We start from the raw sequence: 15962 nt of genomic DNA, 5'->3' as shown, positions 1-15962 counted from the left end.
AATTTAACTTAAATGGATTTAACTAAACAATGGTAAACTTTCTTCGTTCGAGATTCTGTCGCCATTCAATCATTTTTTGTAAGAAAACCATATCTTAAATCCGGATTGTTCCTTTGTTTCCAAATGATAGCGTCAGTAATATAGTGATGAAATGTCAATGTCATTGCAAGAACGACTGCGGTAGGAACCATTGAATCTTTTAAAAAAGAATCGAGAGTGAATCCTAATTCAGGAAGAAGGTAATACACTGGTAGTGCAAACGTAAGGGTTACTAAAAAGTAAGCAGCAATGTGTTTTGTGCCTCGTTGTGAAATCCAAGACAACACTCGCGACTTCGAATCAAGTCCTGAGGAAAATCGGTTTCTGTTGTACATCCAAACAAAAGCAATGTATTGAACATTATGCCAAACGTTGACTAGTAACCAACCCGAACACAACTCTTCGATCAAAAGATAACCAGAAAAAAATATAAGTAGATGTGAAATCATGTATAAACTATGGCCCATTGCAAGTTCCCCTCTACGATAGGCGGTAAAGCGAGTATAAAACCAATACATCCAGAGAATACAACTTAGGAAACCAACAAGATTAACAAGGATCTGAGATACCGATGGAAGCCAAAATTCTTGGAAAAGAAATTCGTTCGGTCGTTGTGCACATCGATTAAGAATTCCCCAAATGGGAACGGACCACAATGTAATCTCTGAAAGGCGAGTTGAATCCCAAATGAGTCCACCCGCCTGACGACGGTAAGTTTGAGTTATCCCCCAACTCTGTCGAACTGTATGGAAAAATTGACCAAAAAAATAAAGCACATATAATCCTCCAAGTCCCAAGGTTTGTGCCAAATAAAAGAGAACTAATAAGACCAAAAGAGGAACAAAAAAAATCAATTGTCCATGACGTTTTCGATCATCGGGATGAACCAAAAGTTTTGTGTATGTGGCCCAAAGGTGTTCGTATCCAAAAAGCCAACTATGAACTGTTAACATCGGTATAAAGAGCAATGGCCAGTAAACCGTGACACCGGCCATTATACTTGCAAGTAGAGCAATTCCGATAATGAAGATCAGATCAAAGTGGGATACTTTAGGCAAAACTAAATTCATAGATCCGCTAATTCCCACTTTCTCCTAATGTTAAGTCACAGCTCCCGGTGGTAACTTTGGTGGAGGTGGAGCCGTGCAAACATTTTTTTCACCATTATTTGTACACTCATGGTGCTTTTGGCATTCGTCGGACGATTTACACTCCTCTCCCGCCTTCTTTTTGTTTGGATCAAAAGGAATGTAAACTTCTTTTGCCATATCTGCCGGTACAGCAGTATATACACTAAAAGTAACTAGTGCGAAAGCAGTAGTGAATATTATAGTCATTAAGATTTTTTTCATGATTGGCTCTCCTTATTGAAAGACATTCGTGTTTCGTGTTTTCAGAAAAATTACTATATTATTTACTTTAAAACAATCACTATTTCTATTTCATAAATAGTTCATGGATCGAAGTATTCTACTCATAAAATTCATCGGTTCCATTTTATGTGATAAAAATATTTATGGATTATATAAATATTCAACTACATAATGATTACCACCATAACTTGCATAATTCGATTTCCTTGCGAACTCTCTTTCTTGTGGATTGTTCCAACCAAGATTCTGGCCAACAGGTGCGAAAAAAATCTCGGTAACAAGGGATCTTCCGTTGACGAACAATCCGACTCCCCCAGTTCCTGAAACGAAAAATTCGATTTGATCGTTTCCAGTAGCTGTAAAAGGTAAAAAAATGGATGAACCATCGATTTCAGTGTTATTAGCACCATCTATGTAGAAGTCCAGAATGGCTTCGTATTTTTTGCCCGAAATCGTATGAAATTTAGGGATACCATTTTCTATAGAAACAGGTGCCTTGGGGACTTGACCGTTTACCACAAGAGTCTCACCTTCAATCAACTGTTCTCTCACAAAAACCAACAATCCACCTCCTTCTATGGACCCATCTCCAATCAGACGAATGGAATTGTGGCCGTCAGATGTAATCGTATCATTTGACAGATTGATCGGAGATAGCCCTATGTTGATTTCTCTTGTTGAAACCAATCCGGTACTATTGAAACTATTTTGTGATTGTATCAAACTAACACTTGTAAGTAAGGAATCAAAAATATTTGAATTGTTTGATTGTTCCGGATTACATTGAAACACACTCGAAAGAAATAAAAAAATTCCGGTATAACGAAATACTTTTTGGATCATATATCTTAAGCAACCTTTGATTTATTTTCAGTTAAAACAAGTTACTATATTATAATGAATCTTCCAAACCGTCGTCCTGGGACTGGATTTCGGAGTAAGTAAAAACTACTTTCTTAACAAAAAGTAGTTTTGGGGACTTTGTGGCAGGTTTCCAAATGATACCGTCAGTAATATAATGATGAAAATCAATGAATGGAATCAAATAAACATGAATCATTTTTTTCCATAAAACTTTAGGAATATTGATACACTATGTACTGCGTGTTTACGAATCTCTTTTTGATTTGGTAAACTAGAATTTCCAAGAAACATTGCTCTGTTTAAAAAATTCGATAAAATCAGCCAATTAAAATCTTCTGCTGCTTTTTTAACATCTTGAATTTGAAGTAGACCTTTCTTACAAAAAACTGCAAATAGTTCTGCAAGTTTATCAAACGCAACTTGTGGACCTTTTTTGAAAAATAGCGCCGCAAGTTCAGGGAAACGTTCGGCTTCACCAATCACTAGTCTTCGAAGTTGGATGACTTCTGGTGTCATTAAAGTAGAAACCTCAACGATGGCATAATCGATTAAATATTTCTGTATATCTTTTACACCTTCAGGAACCTGCAATACTTTATAGGAATCTTCAGTTTTTGAATTGGTTAAATTGATTATTATTTCACTAAATAAAGATTCTTTATTGGAAAAAAGTTTATATATACGATCCGTCCTATGTTTCGAATGAAAATGAATCTAACGAATACAAACAAACAAAACTAAAAGTAGTGACGCTTTTAAATGAAAAAAAACACTCAAAAGCAATTGATGAATTTCTTGTATCGATCGGCATGCCAAGGTTTTTTACTTTCTTTTTGAGAATTACACCAGGATGGAAAAGAACAGTCAAATTGGCACCAACTCTTCTCTATGATATAACTCTTACAGAAAACATTCCGAATATCGCGAGATTATCAAAAATAAATATTCCGATAAGGATTGTTTATGGTGAAAAAAGTCCGGAAGGAATCAAAAAAGTAGCAAGTTTGATCAGTCAAAATATCAGTAGTTCTGAATTACATGAAGCCGCAAGCCAAGACCATATGGTTGATACTAATATCATTTTACAAGAGATGATTCCTTTTTTTAAATGATAATGATGATAATTTTGAAACAAGGAAAATTACTTTTCAAATCCAACTAATGAATATAAAATCGTTGTCTGCATGAACTCGATTTACGCTTTCCAAATTGGATTGACCCCAATTGCCATCATCTCTTCATTCCTCCTCTTATCCCTCGCTGTGATTCATGTCTACTGGGGTTTTGGGGGGCTTTGGCCCGGAAAAAACAAACAAGAGTTAATTGATTTAGTCTTCGGAAAAGGGGAACAGTTTCCTTCTCCATTTATGTGTGTGTTTGTAGCCATTTTTTTATTTTTGTTTTCAATGTTGCCAATCGTCTGGTCGTTGAGAGTTGATCTTTCGTTAGATCACGAAATGATGATTGGAATCAAACTTCTTTTGGCAATTGTATCATTGATTTTTTTCTTACGAGGAGTTCTTGCTTATTTTCCATTCATCAAGAAACAATGGAAACCTATTTTTGTCTATTACACAAAACGCATTTACAATCCACTTTGTTTGGTCATTGCAATGGCTCTTTTAATACTCATCCTATAAAAATTTCTCTACGTTACAAAATATCCGATCAAAATATACTTTCACAACTAAACTTACTTCTTATAAAAAGACTATGAGAAAGGTTATTTTTGCAATCAATGCAACAACAGATGGATTCTATGGCCACACGGGGATGGTTGCCGACGATAACATACATCAGTACTTTACCGACATTTTAAAGAATGCGGATCAAATTCTCTATGGTCGAACCACATACCAACTCATGGTTCCTTTTTGGCCAGACATTGCAAAGAATCAGTCTTTGTCAGCTGTCAGCAATGAGTTTGCTGAGGTCTTTACTTCGCTTGAAAAGATTCTTTTCTCCAGAACAGTCAAACAGGTGGAAGATCCGAATACTAGGGTAGCTAAAAAATCATTAGCAGACGAAGTGAACGATTTAAAACAAAAACCAGGAAAGGACATTTGTATTGGAAGTTTGAGTCTTGCTTCTCAACTTTCTGAAACACATTTGATTGATGAGTATAGATTTGTGATCCATCCGGTGATCGCAGGAAGTGGGCCTCGATTGTTTGATACGGTCAGTTTACGAGAGACTTTCCGATTAGACTTTTTAGGTTCAAAAACTTTTCCCTCCGGTTCTATCGCACTTCATTATAAAAAACAGAGGTAACTGAAAAATTTAATCAAATTTCATTTGAATAAGTTTTTCAGTTAAAATTTATTCAAATATGAAGATTCCAAAAGTGATGAACAAAAGGATCCATTCGATTTCGGATCTATCACCAATACTGAGTTAGTTGTAGTAGAGAAAGGAATTCCATAAATTTTTCCATTGGGTGCCAGTGTTCCACCGTTCCATTTATTAGTACCAACTAAGCCTGTAAGTGACGTAATGTCAGCTGTTTGATTCATTGGATCAAGGATGAGAATTTCTTCGCTTGACGCTGGAATTCCGTAGATTTTTCCATTTGGTGCTAAAACTCCACCAATCCATTTTGGATTAGTACCTGAAATACCTGAAAATGTTGTAGTATCGGCGGTATCATTCATTGGGTCAATGATGAGAACATTTGTCGCATTATATGGTATTCCGTATATTTTGCCATTTGGTCCCAATACTCCAGAAGACCACCTAAATGACCCACTAAGCCCTGTAATTGTAGTAGTGTTAGCAGTATTCGTAATCGGGTCTATGATAAGAACACTATCTGACAGATTATATGGAATTCCATAGATTTTTCCATTTGGCGCCAATACACCTGAGGACCATTTACTTGTTGCCACTCCTAAACCTGTGATGGTTGTCGTACTTGCTGTATCAGTTACAGGATCAATGATTAGAACACTGTCGCTTTCAGAAGGTATCCCGTAAATTTTGCCATTCGGTGCGAGTACACCGCCATTCCATTTACTAGTTCCCGCTCCTAAACCCGTGATTGCTGTTGTATTTGCTGTGTTCGTAACAGGATCAATGATTAAGACATTGGGACTCGCAAAAGGAATGCCGTATATTTTTCCATTCGGTGCGAGTACACCGCCATTCCATTTATTGGATCCAGTTAACCCAACGATAGATGTGGTATCAGCTGTATTCGTAGCTGGATCAATGATAAGAACTGTTGTTGCTTGATAAGGAATGCCGTATATTTTTCCATTCGGTGCAAATACAGCACCTAACCATCGAAAAGAACCAGTTGGAACTGCAATGGAAGTAGAATCGTAAGTAGGACTTCCAGACGAACCTTGTTGTGACTGAAAATTTATTTCATTCAAAAAATTTTGCGAATTTTTAGTTTGTATTACTGAAGGAAAATCTAGATCACAAATATTCGTTGTTATTCTTATTCCACAGTGAGCAGAATGATCACCTCTCCCTACTTTGACAATTAATGTTTCAAGATAGGAATCAGAAATTGAATCGCATGAATTTTCCAAATTAGAAGGTTTACATGTAAGAAGTATCAACAATATTCCAAACATTGCTTTCATTGTTCCTATATTTCAATATAACCAAACAAGTGCTATCTTTTTTTTATAAAAAACTTTATTGAAAAAATAACTTTAGTATTCCTATATTAGGATTTATACAAATCTTAATAAGAAAGATTAAATTTGTAAGGTCAAATAATTCTTGCTATAAAATATAATTGATTCAGGGTTGATTTTTATTTCGTAAACCATGGAACCAACAGACAAACATAACGAAAAAATGGCGCAAATGACATTTGCTTCAGTTTATCCTCTTTATCTGAGTAAGATAGAAAAAAAAGGAAGAACCAAAGAGGAATTGGATTTGGTGATTGAATGGTTAACTTCATTTGATACGAAAAAAATAAAAGAATTAATCGATGCGAAGGTAAACTTTCAAACCTTCTTTGAAAGAGCAAAACTAAATAAAAATGCCCAACTGATTACAGGTATGATTTGTGGATACCGAGTGGAAGAAATTCAAAACCCATTAACTCAAAAAGTTAGATATCTAGACAAACTTGTCGATGAATTAGCAAAAGGAAAGGCAATGGAGAAAATTTTACGAAATTCGTAAAATAAAACCTCAAGGACAATTCGTTAAAATTGTTTATTGAATTGTATCTCTTGAAAATCCTTGACGCATCGTATTTTCTGTAAAAGTTTTCCCTTCTACAAAAAGATATAAATAATCGGGGCCTCCTGCTTTGGCACCAGTCCCAGAAAGTTTACCTCCACCAAACGGATGTCTGTTTACAATAGCCCCGGTCATTCCACGATTGATATATAGGTTTCCGGCATCGATTTTTGATTTTGCATCTAACACATGTTTAGGATTTCGGGAGACCACTCCACAAGTAAGCGCATAATCGGAATCATTGACCAATTGAATTCCTTCGGAAAAACTAGATATCTTTTGCATCGCCAACAATGGACCAAAAATTTCAGAACTCCACATACTGGATTCACTTGGGGGCTCATAAAGACTCGGTGCAATATAAAATCCTTCATCGGGCACCCAAGAAGTTTTACCAACTAAAAAAGATTCGTTCTCTTTTTGAATTTGAGAGAGTCGTAAAAAACTTTCTTTGTGGATCACAGGTCCAATTCGATTCGAAAAATCCAAAGGAGTGCCAACAAGTAAACCTTCCATCGCATCTACTAAACGTTCTTTTAGTTTTTGATAACAATTTTCGTGAACAAACAATCTAGATAAAGCACTACACTTTTGTCCTTGGAACCCAAAAGCAGAAGTTAAAATAGATTGAATGGCAACATCTAAATCAGAATCTGCATCCACAATCATTGCATTTTTTCCACCTAACTCACAGATTACTTTTTTAATCAATGATTGTTTTGGTAAAACTACCGATGCTGAACGAAGAATGGATAGACCCACATCCCTTGAACCAGTAAAATTAATGACGGAAACTTCTGGATGATTGACAATGGCCTCTCCTATTTCGGAACCAAGTCCCGGTAAAAAATGAAATACTTCTTTGGGAACTCCAACTTCCCAAAAACATTTTGCAATCTCATAAGCTGTGGCAGTAGTTTCTTCTGCTGGTTTTGATAAAACAATATTACCAACAACCAGTGGACCAACACACATTCCTGTATAGATGGCCATTGGAAAATTCCAAGGCGATATACATCCCACAATCCCCTTTGGTTGGTAATAATATAGATTGTCTTCGCCTAACAAAATAGTCTTTTTGGGAGACAATTTTTCTAAAGCAGTCATTGCATAATAACGACAAAAATCAACAGCTTCTGCAAATTCAAGTTCTGCTTCAGTGATGTGTTTCCCTGTCTCCCAGATACAAACGGAAATAATTAAATCTTTTTTTGAAATTAAATTCTCTGCCACTTTCATTAACAAATGAGAGCGTACTTCTTGTGGTTGTTCTTTCCAGTGGCGCCAATTTTTTTTTGAAATTTGAATTGCTTCCTCTAGATCATTTGCATTGGACAAAGAAACTTCGGTTACCAATAATTCAGGGTTCCAGGGATTTTTATGATAGATACGTTTTTCTGAATACTTTTCTTTTGTTCCGATTGAAATTGGAATTTTGAAAGGAAGTGATTTGGGAATAGAATCTAAAGCAGATCGAATCGCAGATCTTTCTTTTTCTAATGAAAAATCTCGAATGGGTTCGTTCTTAAATTCCATATTGAGTTTCCTTTTTTGGATTTTTGACTAAAGAATCTAAACGTTTTCCCTGACTCAATTGATACAAAAAACCTTGGTTAGAAGTATTCTCTAACAATCTCCTGATTAAATATGCCATTCCAGGTAACAAAGAACCTATGGGAGAATACTCTCTTACGGTATAACCAAGAGATTCTAATCTAAATTTATATTTACCGGCCATTCCATACAACATTTGAATTTCAAAATCGGTAATAGATTTATTTTGAGCATGATACAGAACATAGGAAAGGGAACGAAGGTTATGTGTGCCGAAAGCAGATCTCAAATAAGGATATGAATCCATAAGGAATAAAACATTTTCTTCGAATTTTATATCTGTTTCTTGTTTTGTATCAAACACAGGTGTTTTCCATCCACGTTCTTCTGATTTGATACGTTCATATTCTAAATAAGCGCCCTTTACTAGTCGGATGGTAATTGGAACTTTCCTGATTCTTGCAAACTCTTTCCATTCAATTAACTCTTCTTTCGAAGACTTTAGGTAAGATTGGACAACAATGCCAAAATGCGGATATAGTTTGAATTCTTCTTCTAAAAATAATTCCTTAGTTGCACGAGTGATTGTTGATTTTAAATCATATTGTTCCATATCAATATTGATTCCAATACCTTTTTCCATTGCCAAACGAAGAATTGGTCGAAGTGCCTCTTTCAAATAGTTGGTACTCGTTTCTTCAGCTTCAGGAAATAATCTGGTTTCAATTCCAGAACATTTAATAGAAATATTGGTTCTTAATTTTGGATCGATGTTATGAATTACTTCAGGCAAACATTCAATTAGTTCCATATATTGTTTTCTATATTCGTTTGCTTCCTTTGGAGATAAAGCCACCTCACCCAAGATATCATATGTTTTTGGCCTTGTTAGGTTATTTTTTTTATTTAAATCATATGGAGAATCACAAAGAATGAATCGTTTTGCAAAAAATTGCACCACTATTAGTAAAATATAAGAAACAAAGGAATTTAAATAAAATAAATTGATAAAAGTATGAATGAAAGTTTTTAGGAAAATTGGTATTTCTGTATCTTCATCAAAGATATAAATTTTTAAATACGAATAAATGTTTTTTGTTTCAAGCGAAGGCAGAACATCTATGAATTTGAAGGTTTGCAATTTGAGTTTTGGATAACGAAACCCGAAGTGAATGATAACGGATGTGATAAAAAATAAAAAACGTTGGAACAAAGAACCAGATGATACATTTAAATTTTTTGCAATTTTAAGAATTTCCTCATCTTCGTCTTGCAATTGTTTTGTAAACATAATGTAACAACTAATCTTTGAATTAAAACTTTAAATTCTTTCGAGAAATTAGATTACTAAATATGAAAGGAGTTGTAAACAATATCTTAGATGTTTTTATTTCCAAATGGGTAAATTAACAGATTTATTTATCGAAAAAGAATCTAAGTTTGGAGCCTTCAACTATTCTCCTTTACCAGTTGTTTTAACCAAAGGCGAAGGAATTTATCTTTGGGATATAGAAGGAAAAAAATATTTTGATTTCCTCTCTGCTTATAGTGCAGTAAACCAAGGACATTGCCATCCAAAGATTGTGGAAGTGTTTCAAAAACAATCTGCAGTTCTTACTCTTACCTCTAGAGCTTTTTATAACGACAAACTTCCACTCTTTACAGAGTTTATGACATCTACTTTTGGATATGATCGTGTATTACCAATGAATACTGGGGTTGAAGCTGGAGAAACAGCAATCAAATTGGCACGGAAATGGGGATACCAAAAGAAAAAAATTCCGCAAGACAAAGCAAAAATCATTTTTTGTGAAGGAAACTTTTGGGGAAGGACCATCGCCGCCATTTCCTCATCTACTGATCCAAAAAGTAAAAATGAATTCGGACCATTTTTGCCTGGATACGAAATCATTCCTTATAATGACTTAGAAACTTTAGAGAAAGCAGTATCAGATCCAAATGTGGCTGCATTTATGGTGGAAGCCATCCAAGGGGAAGCAGGTGTCATTGTTCCCGACGAACATTATTTAAATGAAGTAAGTAGAATTTGCAAACTTCATAATGTTTTGTTAATCGTTGACGAAATCCAAACTGGATTGGGTAGAACAGGAGAACTAGTTTGTTCTGATTATTCTAACGTAAAACCTGATGTGTTACTTTTAGGTAAGGCACTGTCTGGTGGAATGATGCCAATATCCTGCGTGTTAGGTGCCAGTGAGATATTATTACTTTTAAAACCTGGAGAACATGGCTCTACATTTGGAGGAAATCCCCTTGCATGCGAAGTGGCAATGGCTTCCGTCAAAACAATCATTGAAGAGAAAATGCCAGAGAATGCCCAAAAAATGGGATCAATGTTTCGTGATACAATTATCTCTTGGAAACATCCACTCATCCAATCAGTTAGAGGGAAGGGTCTTTTGAATGCTATCCAATTCCAAATTCAAGTAGATGCCAAACAACTTTGTATCGAACTAATGAAACTTGGAATTTTAGCAAAAGAGACTCATAAAAACACAGTTCGATTTGCGCCACCTCTTGTGATCCAAAAAGAAGAAATGAACGAAGCCTTGGGTTTGATCAAAAAGGCGATTGATTCAATTTCGATTTCTAATTAAACGATTTAGAACGGCAAAACACTGAATCGATTTTTATTGCTTTTGGTCTATCGCTTTTAAAAAAAAGAATGAGAATGATGAAATCAGTTTTGGTAACTCCCATAAGGTGGAAATACCAAATCCGGTATCTCCATGAGAAATTAAAGTTGTGATACAAAGTTTACTTTCAACGCCTCTTTGTAACAACTTTTCATGTAACATCGTGGATTCATACGCTGGTACCACATCATCTTTTAAACCATGGATTAAAAGAATCGGCAAATTGAGAGATTGAATATGGTTGGTAACTGACAAAGCAGAAATCAGATCTCTACTTTTACCCCCATTTTTAACTACGTTTTTCCAGTGTTTGATTCTAAATTCCGTATCGTTTTTCAATTGATCAAAAATCACACGATCAGCTTTTTTCATTTTTTTGTAATGAGGTTCCAGCCTTAAGTCTTTTGATTTGTAGTAGTTGTCCAAAATCGCTAGTTTAATGGCAGTGAATAAACTTTGATTTTTACCAATGGAGATGGGAAGAAAGTTGAGGAGAAGGATCATTCTCCCATATTCATCTAAATTCTGGTTTGCAAATAAATTTTCAATGACATCATCTACTTTTGCAAAAGCACCGATGGCACAGATACAATTGATTTTTTCGGCAATCTTTTGATCACTTGCAGCAACAAGACTCAATGATCCTGAAAAGGATGGAGCAAAGATAGAAACTTTTCCAGAGGGACAAATATCTTTTTGATTTGAGATAAACAATATAGAATCTTTAATATCATCTATATTGCGAAGTGAAATTTTATAATCACAAATTTCGTCAAAAAAGGGACTTACAACTGTATAACCAATTTTACAGAGACTTTTATTGACAGTGATAAATCTTGGATCACGGTTTCCGAGCGGAGCTAACCCGTTGATGGTGACTATGGTTCCAAGGGGCTTGGATTTAGGAATATAACAATCTGCTTTTAAAACTCTCTTCTGAATAGGAATTTGAATTTCTTTTACATAAGGAAGAGTTTCGTCATCACTTTGTAATCCAAGTAGAAAGTTGATGGATTGAAACCAAACTTTGAATCGATTCATTGAGTAGAACTACCGAATCCCTTTTTAAAACTGCTATGTATCATGATCATAAAAATCTTTTTATAGTTTTCTATTTGTATGATGATGTTTCATATCTAAATGATTCATTAAATTGTCTAACTAAAAATCCGAGTAAATGGAGTATAAACTAATTTTCAATCGAAGTCTTGCGCCAAGGATTGCAGTGGAAATCGGAGCGAAAGCGTAGATTGAAACGAAAAGCCTGGTCGGGCCACTTTTTGACTGAAATATTGAATCTAATGCGAGGCGCCCCACTCCCGATATCTCTTCTTGACAAATGGGAAGTGATATGATCTTTTAAGTCTGATCCGATAAATTGGAATTCGTGTTAGGTTTTCCTGATGGCAGATGAAGATACAAAAGAGTTTTTCCAGAAAATTATTTTTACCAATGAAGAAATTTTAAAGCTGCGGATTTTATTATATAGTTTAAAAATTCGAGCACTCAATGCACAAATTTTATCTGCAAATTCAGGAGCGTTTGCTGCTAGCTACGGAGTTGTTGCAGCGGAAATCATTCATTTTAATAACAAAATTCAAGAAGTAAATGAGAAGTTAACAAAAGCAATTACTGTTGTGATTCGAATGGCTAGTGAAATGCAAAAAATTTCGAAGGTAAACCGACTATTACAGGTGTCGGTTGAAACTTGCCAAACGAGAGGTGTGAATCTCAATCATTATAAAAACATACAGTTCAGTTTGAACGATCGAAACGCGGAAAAAGATATGTTGGATTTGCAGTTACGAAAAGAATTTGATGACATTCGCCATATTGTTCGGAATTCCACTAAACTTTGTTTAGAAGGTCGTACAGTCTCTTTGCAAACTCGAATCGAATCTGCAACTATTATTGAGAATCAAAAATTATTTTTAGCAGTTGCAGAAAGTTTTGATGGAGCATTAAATATCATTGAATCATCTTATCGATATCTTTCAAAACTATGGTAAACCATGAAAAAGATCCAAACTATATATTCTGATAACGATCACAAGTGGTCTGTCATTGCAAGAGATCCGTCCAAACCAAACTGGTTGATTGACACAAATGAATATTTAATTGAGTCTGATGGAATGGGTTTGCTCACTGATCCGGGTGGAAGCGAAATTTTTCCCGAAGTATTTTCAGCATTGGTGGATGTGTTTCCTGCATCCCAAATTAAAAATATTTTTGCCTCTCACCAAGATCCAGATATTGTTTCTTCGATTTCTCTTTGGTTAGAAGTCAATCCATCAATTCGTTGTTATGTGAGTTGGTTATGGACAGGTTTTTTGCCACATTTTGGGGGGAATGCTGATACTTTCATTCCGATGCCCGATGAAGGAATGGAAATTGTTCACCAAAATATCAAACTCAGATCCATACCAGCGCATTTTTTACATAGTGCAGGAAATTTAAATCTTTGGGATCCCAAGGCAAAAATTCTTTTCAGTGGAGATGTAGGTGCCGCCTTACTTCCTTTAGACGAAACAGACTTGATTGTAAAAGATTTTGACAAACACATTCGATTTATGGAAAAATTTCACAAACGATGGATGGCTTCTGAACAAGCCAAAGTAGCATGGTGTGAACGAATTTCCAACCTCAAACCAGATATGCTTTGCCCACAACATGGCTCTGTGTTTCAAGGTCCCGATGTGGAACGGTTTATCAATTGGTTTTCGGAATTAAAAATCGGTATGGATGCATTGGAATTGCCAAAACCATAAGATTAGGATTGGATTTTGATTTTTGTTAAGGTATTGCAAATACAAAAGGCATCGAAAAAAATTTCTTTGATATAGATGAAATTTAAATTTTTAAAGTAATTTGTTTTCCAAAGTTTAATTTTAAAAAAATCTAGGAAAATTACTTAAATCTATTAGAGCAATCTTTTGAAAACGTTTGTAAATTGATACGCATCCCCAGGCCATCTCGCAGATACATAATTTCCATCTACAACGGTAAAACCAACATCGGGATTCCCTAAACTATCTCTCACAGATAAACTTCCACCAGTTTTGAACTGCTCTTTTGATTTTAAAAAGCTAGTGACTTCTGCTTGTACAGTCAGCGGATACGTTTTGTAATAATTCCCTAACCAAAGTTTCGTAGTGTAGTATGCGAGGAGTTCCTGTTTTTGTAAAAGGGCAGTTGTATTTTTTTCATATAAGACAGATTTATTTGTCTTAGGATCTATACTTCTTGCGGCAAGCAATACGCCATGACAAATTGCCGCCACTGGTTTTTCTGAATGAAAAAAATCCACGACCACGTTTTGTAAAATTTTAGATTCTAAGTATTCTTTCATACCTTGGGCATGTCCCCCTGGCAAAAGAATGGCTTGGAAATCTTTTTCATTGATTTCAGAATAAGGAATGGGGTTCTGAAATTCATTCGAATTTTCCATTTCGAAGTAAGCATCTCTTGCATCTCTGCGTGCCATAAACCCGGATTTCAAAATTCCAAGTCCCTTTCCAGTTAACATCCGTTCATCTGCCTTTGCTTTTTTTCCATTGGGAGTGGCAAACTGAAATTTGAAATTTGATTCCGATAAAAGTTTCCATGGAAGAGAGGCTTCACTCGGATCAAAATCAGAACTAGGGATGGGAATTAGAATCATATCATTTCCTTAAGGGAGATTTCCAGTCTCAAGCGAAAACTTGATTTTGGCCATTATAAAAAAGTTAAATTCCACTGGGGGCCCCCTGCATTGGCAGTCCCCATCGGAGTGAGCTCACCTGTAATTTGGTTGATACTAAATTGGAATAAATTATTACCCGTATTAGCAGCAACATAGGCAAAACGTCCTGAAGGATCGATTACCATAAATCGCAAACTATTTCCAGAATAGCCAGACACGTTAGACGAGTACGAAATTTTTCCCGTATTAGGATCTACCGTATAACAAGAAACCACACCTTCGTTGATGTGAACTAAATACAGAAATCGTCCACTGGGATGGATTGCTGTGCTATTGATGCTCATACCATAAAAAACAGAATCCACAAATCCCATTTGCCCGAAATTACTATCAAAACTCAATACTGTTACAGCCGGAAAGGTACCAACGTATAAGTATTTGCCATTAGGATGAGTCGAAACATGACCTGGACCATTATTAGGAAATGTCGGACTGACACCTACTTGCGATAAACTTCCGTCGCTATAGTTGATTCGATAAGAAGTAATCTCTGTTACAGAAGGATTCATATAAAAAATAAAATTTCCATTCCGCGAAATTTGAATTTCTCCACGGACCATGGTTGGATAAGAATTTAGAAAAGTAAGAGTACCATTTGGATTGATGGCGAAAGCCCGAATGGCTGAAGTTCCTTCGGAAGCTAAATACAAAAACCTACTATCAGGAGTAGTAACTAAATTTCTTGGATTTGCCCCAGCTGCCACAAAGACAGGGGTATTTGATGTAAGGGCTCCAGTCGTTTGGTTGATTAAAAATTGGGAAATGGTAGCCCCACCAAAATCACCAGTATATAAAAATTTACCGGCTGGATCGACTCCAATTCCAGTTGGCTGAGAGGTTCCAACTAGAGCCGAAGCATTGAAAGTCAAGAGTCCAGTAGAATTATCCATTGTTAAAAGTGCTACAGAATTATTAAAATCTAAACTCGTATATACATATCCCGAATAAACTGTAATGGCACTTGTGGCACTTGCTCTTCCATCAGCGGAGGCGACAGTAATGATAACCTTTCCATTTCCAATACTCTGCACAAGACCCGTAGGTGATACAGTGGCAACAGCATCATTGTTACTTGTCCATTGGAAGGTAGAATCTGTTTTGGCACCGTACGAATAGTACTGTGCTTCCAATTGTAAACTTTCTCCTTTGTAAATTCCTGCCCAGGTACGGTTTAGTTCCACCACTGAATTGGAATTAGATAACAAGGCCCATAACACGAATAAAGAATTGCGGGAAGGATCTTTTTCAGGAAAAAGAAGGCTATGAACTATGGGATTGAGAAGACAGGCATTGAACGAAAAAAGACAAACCAGAAGGGAAAAAGTTTTTCGGATGTTTGTAAACGTTGGAAATTTATTTCGATTCGAACAATTCGTTTTCATGGGAACCAACAAACTTAAATCAAACGATTCAGGAAAAAATGTCATTCTTAAAATTTGACTGTTTTGGAATTAAAAACTGGAAAGGTTGCAGGGGAATTGCCAAAAACTTAAACGAGCAATTAGATCTATGTATCATTGGCTTTAC

At 35.5% G+C, this 15962-nt stretch carries 18 protein-coding genes; 7 read left to right on the top strand and 11 right to left on the bottom strand.

What is annotated here, in order from left to right; all coding sequences use genetic code 11:
• Positions 1 to 65: 65 nt before the first annotated feature.
• The 5 genes from CH364_RS01070 to CH364_RS01055 form a co-directional block, all read right to left on the bottom strand.
• On the bottom strand, positions 66 to 1109 hold the full coding sequence (locus tag CH364_RS01070; RefSeq protein WP_100741789.1) for a hypothetical protein: 1044 nt from the start codon (positions 1107 to 1109) through the stop codon (positions 66 to 68).
• Between the two features lie 30 nt (positions 1110 to 1139).
• A complete protein-coding gene (locus tag CH364_RS01065; RefSeq protein WP_100741788.1) occupies positions 1140 to 1391 on the bottom strand; it encodes a hypothetical protein in 252 nt (83 codons plus the stop codon).
• A 162-nt stretch (positions 1392 to 1553) separates the two neighbouring features.
• Positions 1554 to 2255 (bottom strand): hypothetical protein, encoded by a 702-nt coding sequence (locus CH364_RS01060; protein ID WP_100741787.1) that lies wholly within the window; start codon positions 2253 to 2255, stop codon positions 1554 to 1556.
• Between the two features lie 49 nt (positions 2256 to 2304).
• Positions 2305 to 2472: a hypothetical protein gene (locus tag CH364_RS18660; protein ID WP_165779466.1), complete on the bottom strand. Its 168-nt coding sequence runs from the start codon at positions 2470 to 2472 to the stop codon at positions 2305 to 2307.
• A complete protein-coding gene (locus CH364_RS01055; protein WP_100741786.1) occupies positions 2469 to 2867 on the bottom strand; it encodes a TetR/AcrR family transcriptional regulator C-terminal domain-containing protein in 399 nt (132 codons plus the stop codon). Before CH364_RS01055 ends, CH364_RS18660 begins: the two co-directional genes overlap by 4 nt.
• Before the next feature lie 278 nt (positions 2868 to 3145).
• Here CH364_RS01055 and CH364_RS01050 point away from each other — a divergent pair, with 278 nt between their 5' ends.
• The 3 genes from CH364_RS01050 to CH364_RS01040 all read left to right on the top strand — a co-directional run bounded on the left by CH364_RS01050 (position 3146) and on the right by CH364_RS01040 (position 4547).
• The gene (locus tag CH364_RS01050; RefSeq protein WP_125178633.1) at positions 3146 to 3388 is read left to right on the top strand and encodes a hypothetical protein; all 243 of its coding nucleotides are present in this window, start codon (positions 3146 to 3148) and stop codon (positions 3386 to 3388) included.
• Between the two features lie 72 nt (positions 3389 to 3460).
• A complete protein-coding gene (locus CH364_RS01045; RefSeq protein WP_100741784.1) occupies positions 3461 to 3916 on the top strand; it encodes a DUF3995 domain-containing protein in 456 nt (151 codons plus the stop codon).
• A gap of 73 nt (positions 3917 to 3989) precedes the next feature.
• Complete coding sequence (locus tag CH364_RS01040; protein WP_100741783.1) at positions 3990 to 4547, top strand: dihydrofolate reductase family protein; 558 nt, start codon at positions 3990 to 3992, stop codon at positions 4545 to 4547.
• 41 nt (positions 4548 to 4588) lie between these two features.
• Here CH364_RS01040 and CH364_RS01035 read toward each other — a convergent pair whose 3' ends face one another.
• Complete coding sequence (locus tag CH364_RS01035; protein ID WP_243401183.1) at positions 4589 to 5650, bottom strand: hypothetical protein; 1062 nt, start codon at positions 5648 to 5650, stop codon at positions 4589 to 4591.
• A gap of 406 nt (positions 5651 to 6056) precedes the next feature.
• On the opposite strand from CH364_RS01035, the gene CH364_RS01030 reads away from it, so the two are divergent.
• On the top strand, positions 6057 to 6422 hold the full coding sequence (locus CH364_RS01030; RefSeq protein WP_100741782.1) for a DUF2200 domain-containing protein: 366 nt from the start codon (positions 6057 to 6059) through the stop codon (positions 6420 to 6422).
• 33 nt (positions 6423 to 6455) lie between these two features.
• On the opposite strand, the gene CH364_RS01025 is transcribed toward CH364_RS01030, so the two are convergent.
• Both CH364_RS01025 and CH364_RS01020 read right to left on the bottom strand, forming a co-directional pair.
• The gene (locus CH364_RS01025; protein WP_100741781.1) at positions 6456 to 8018 is read right to left on the bottom strand and encodes an aldehyde dehydrogenase family protein; all 1563 of its coding nucleotides are present in this window, start codon (positions 8016 to 8018) and stop codon (positions 6456 to 6458) included.
• Entirely contained in the window at positions 8008 to 9327 is a 1320-nt protein-coding gene (locus CH364_RS01020) for a proline dehydrogenase family protein (protein ID WP_100741780.1), read from the bottom strand. Before CH364_RS01020 ends, CH364_RS01025 begins: the two co-directional genes overlap by 11 nt.
• Positions 9328 to 9433: 106 nt before the next feature.
• On the opposite strand from CH364_RS01020, the gene rocD reads away from it, so the two are divergent.
• Positions 9434 to 10654 carry an ornithine--oxo-acid transaminase gene (gene rocD, locus CH364_RS01015; protein ID WP_100741779.1) on the top strand — a complete coding sequence of 407 codons (1221 nt, stop codon included), beginning with the start codon at positions 9434 to 9436 and terminating at the stop codon, positions 10652 to 10654.
• Between the two features lie 33 nt (positions 10655 to 10687).
• On the opposite strand, the gene CH364_RS01010 is transcribed toward rocD, so the two are convergent.
• Positions 10688 to 11734 carry an alpha/beta hydrolase family protein gene (locus tag CH364_RS01010; RefSeq protein WP_100741778.1) on the bottom strand — a complete coding sequence of 349 codons (1047 nt, stop codon included), beginning with the start codon at positions 11732 to 11734 and terminating at the stop codon, positions 10688 to 10690.
• Positions 11735 to 12096: 362 nt separating this feature from the next.
• On the opposite strand from CH364_RS01010, the gene CH364_RS01005 reads away from it, so the two are divergent.
• Positions 12097 to 12702 carry a hypothetical protein gene (locus tag CH364_RS01005; RefSeq protein ID WP_100741777.1) on the top strand — a complete coding sequence of 202 codons (606 nt, stop codon included), beginning with the start codon at positions 12097 to 12099 and terminating at the stop codon, positions 12700 to 12702.
• Positions 12703 to 12705: 3 nt separating this feature from the next.
• Positions 12706 to 13461, top strand: coding sequence for an oxygen-binding di-iron domain-containing protein (locus tag CH364_RS01000; RefSeq protein WP_100741776.1), 756 nt, complete (start codon positions 12706 to 12708; stop codon positions 13459 to 13461).
• 152 nt (positions 13462 to 13613) lie between these two features.
• Here the strand turns inward: CH364_RS01000 and CH364_RS00995 are convergent, their stop codons facing one another.
• Positions 13614 to 14354 (bottom strand): type 1 glutamine amidotransferase domain-containing protein, encoded by a 741-nt coding sequence (locus tag CH364_RS00995; RefSeq protein WP_100741775.1) that lies wholly within the window; start codon positions 14352 to 14354, stop codon positions 13614 to 13616.
• A gap of 53 nt (positions 14355 to 14407) precedes the next feature.
• Entirely contained in the window at positions 14408 to 15817 is a 1410-nt protein-coding gene (locus tag CH364_RS00990) for a beta-propeller fold lactonase family protein (RefSeq protein ID WP_100743331.1), read from the bottom strand.
• Between the last annotated feature and the right edge of the window lie 145 nt (positions 15818 to 15962).

The sequence above is a fragment of the Leptospira harrisiae genome, assembly GCF_002811945.1.
Lineage (GTDB): Bacteria > Spirochaetota > Leptospiria > Leptospirales > Leptospiraceae > Leptospira_A > Leptospira_A harrisiae.
The sequence above is the reverse complement of the archived record's forward strand: the minus strand, read 5'-3'. Positions and strand labels throughout refer to the sequence as shown.

Excerpts from the sequence above, each read along its gene's own strand:
- CH364_RS01070 (WP_100741789.1), bottom strand. The coding sequence starts at position 1,109 with ATGAATTTAGTTTTGCCTAAAGTATCCCACTTTGATCTGATCTTCATT.
- CH364_RS01065 (WP_100741788.1), bottom strand. The coding sequence starts at position 1,391 with ATGAAAAAAATCTTAATGACTATAATATTCACTACTGCTTTCGCACTA.
- CH364_RS01060 (WP_100741787.1), bottom strand. The coding sequence starts at position 2,255 with ATGATCCAAAAAGTATTTCGTTATACCGGAATTTTTTTATTTCTTTCG.
- CH364_RS18660 (WP_165779466.1), bottom strand. The coding sequence starts at position 2,472 with ATGATTCATGTTTATTTGATTCCATTCATTGATTTTCATCATTATATT.
- CH364_RS01045 (WP_100741784.1), top strand. The coding sequence starts at position 3,461 with ATGAACTCGATTTACGCTTTCCAAATTGGATTGACCCCAATTGCCATC.
- CH364_RS01040 (WP_100741783.1), top strand. The coding sequence starts at position 3,990 with ATGAGAAAGGTTATTTTTGCAATCAATGCAACAACAGATGGATTCTAT.
- CH364_RS01030 (WP_100741782.1), top strand. The coding sequence starts at position 6,057 with ATGGAACCAACAGACAAACATAACGAAAAAATGGCGCAAATGACATTT.
- CH364_RS01025 (WP_100741781.1), bottom strand. The coding sequence starts at position 8,018 with ATGGAATTTAAGAACGAACCCATTCGAGATTTTTCATTAGAAAAAGAA.
- CH364_RS01020 (WP_100741780.1), bottom strand. The coding sequence starts at position 9,327 with ATGTTTACAAAACAATTGCAAGACGAAGATGAGGAAATTCTTAAAATT.
- rocD (WP_100741779.1), top strand. The coding sequence starts at position 9,434 with ATGGGTAAATTAACAGATTTATTTATCGAAAAAGAATCTAAGTTTGGA.
- CH364_RS01010 (WP_100741778.1), bottom strand. The coding sequence starts at position 11,734 with ATGAATCGATTCAAAGTTTGGTTTCAATCCATCAACTTTCTACTTGGA.
- CH364_RS01005 (WP_100741777.1), top strand. The coding sequence starts at position 12,097 with ATGGCAGATGAAGATACAAAAGAGTTTTTCCAGAAAATTATTTTTACC.
- CH364_RS01000 (WP_100741776.1), top strand. The coding sequence starts at position 12,706 with ATGAAAAAGATCCAAACTATATATTCTGATAACGATCACAAGTGGTCT.
- CH364_RS00995 (WP_100741775.1), bottom strand. The coding sequence starts at position 14,354 with ATGATTCTAATTCCCATCCCTAGTTCTGATTTTGATCCGAGTGAAGCC.
- CH364_RS00990 (WP_100743331.1), bottom strand. The coding sequence starts at position 15,817 with ATGAAAACGAATTGTTCGAATCGAAATAAATTTCCAACGTTTACAAAC.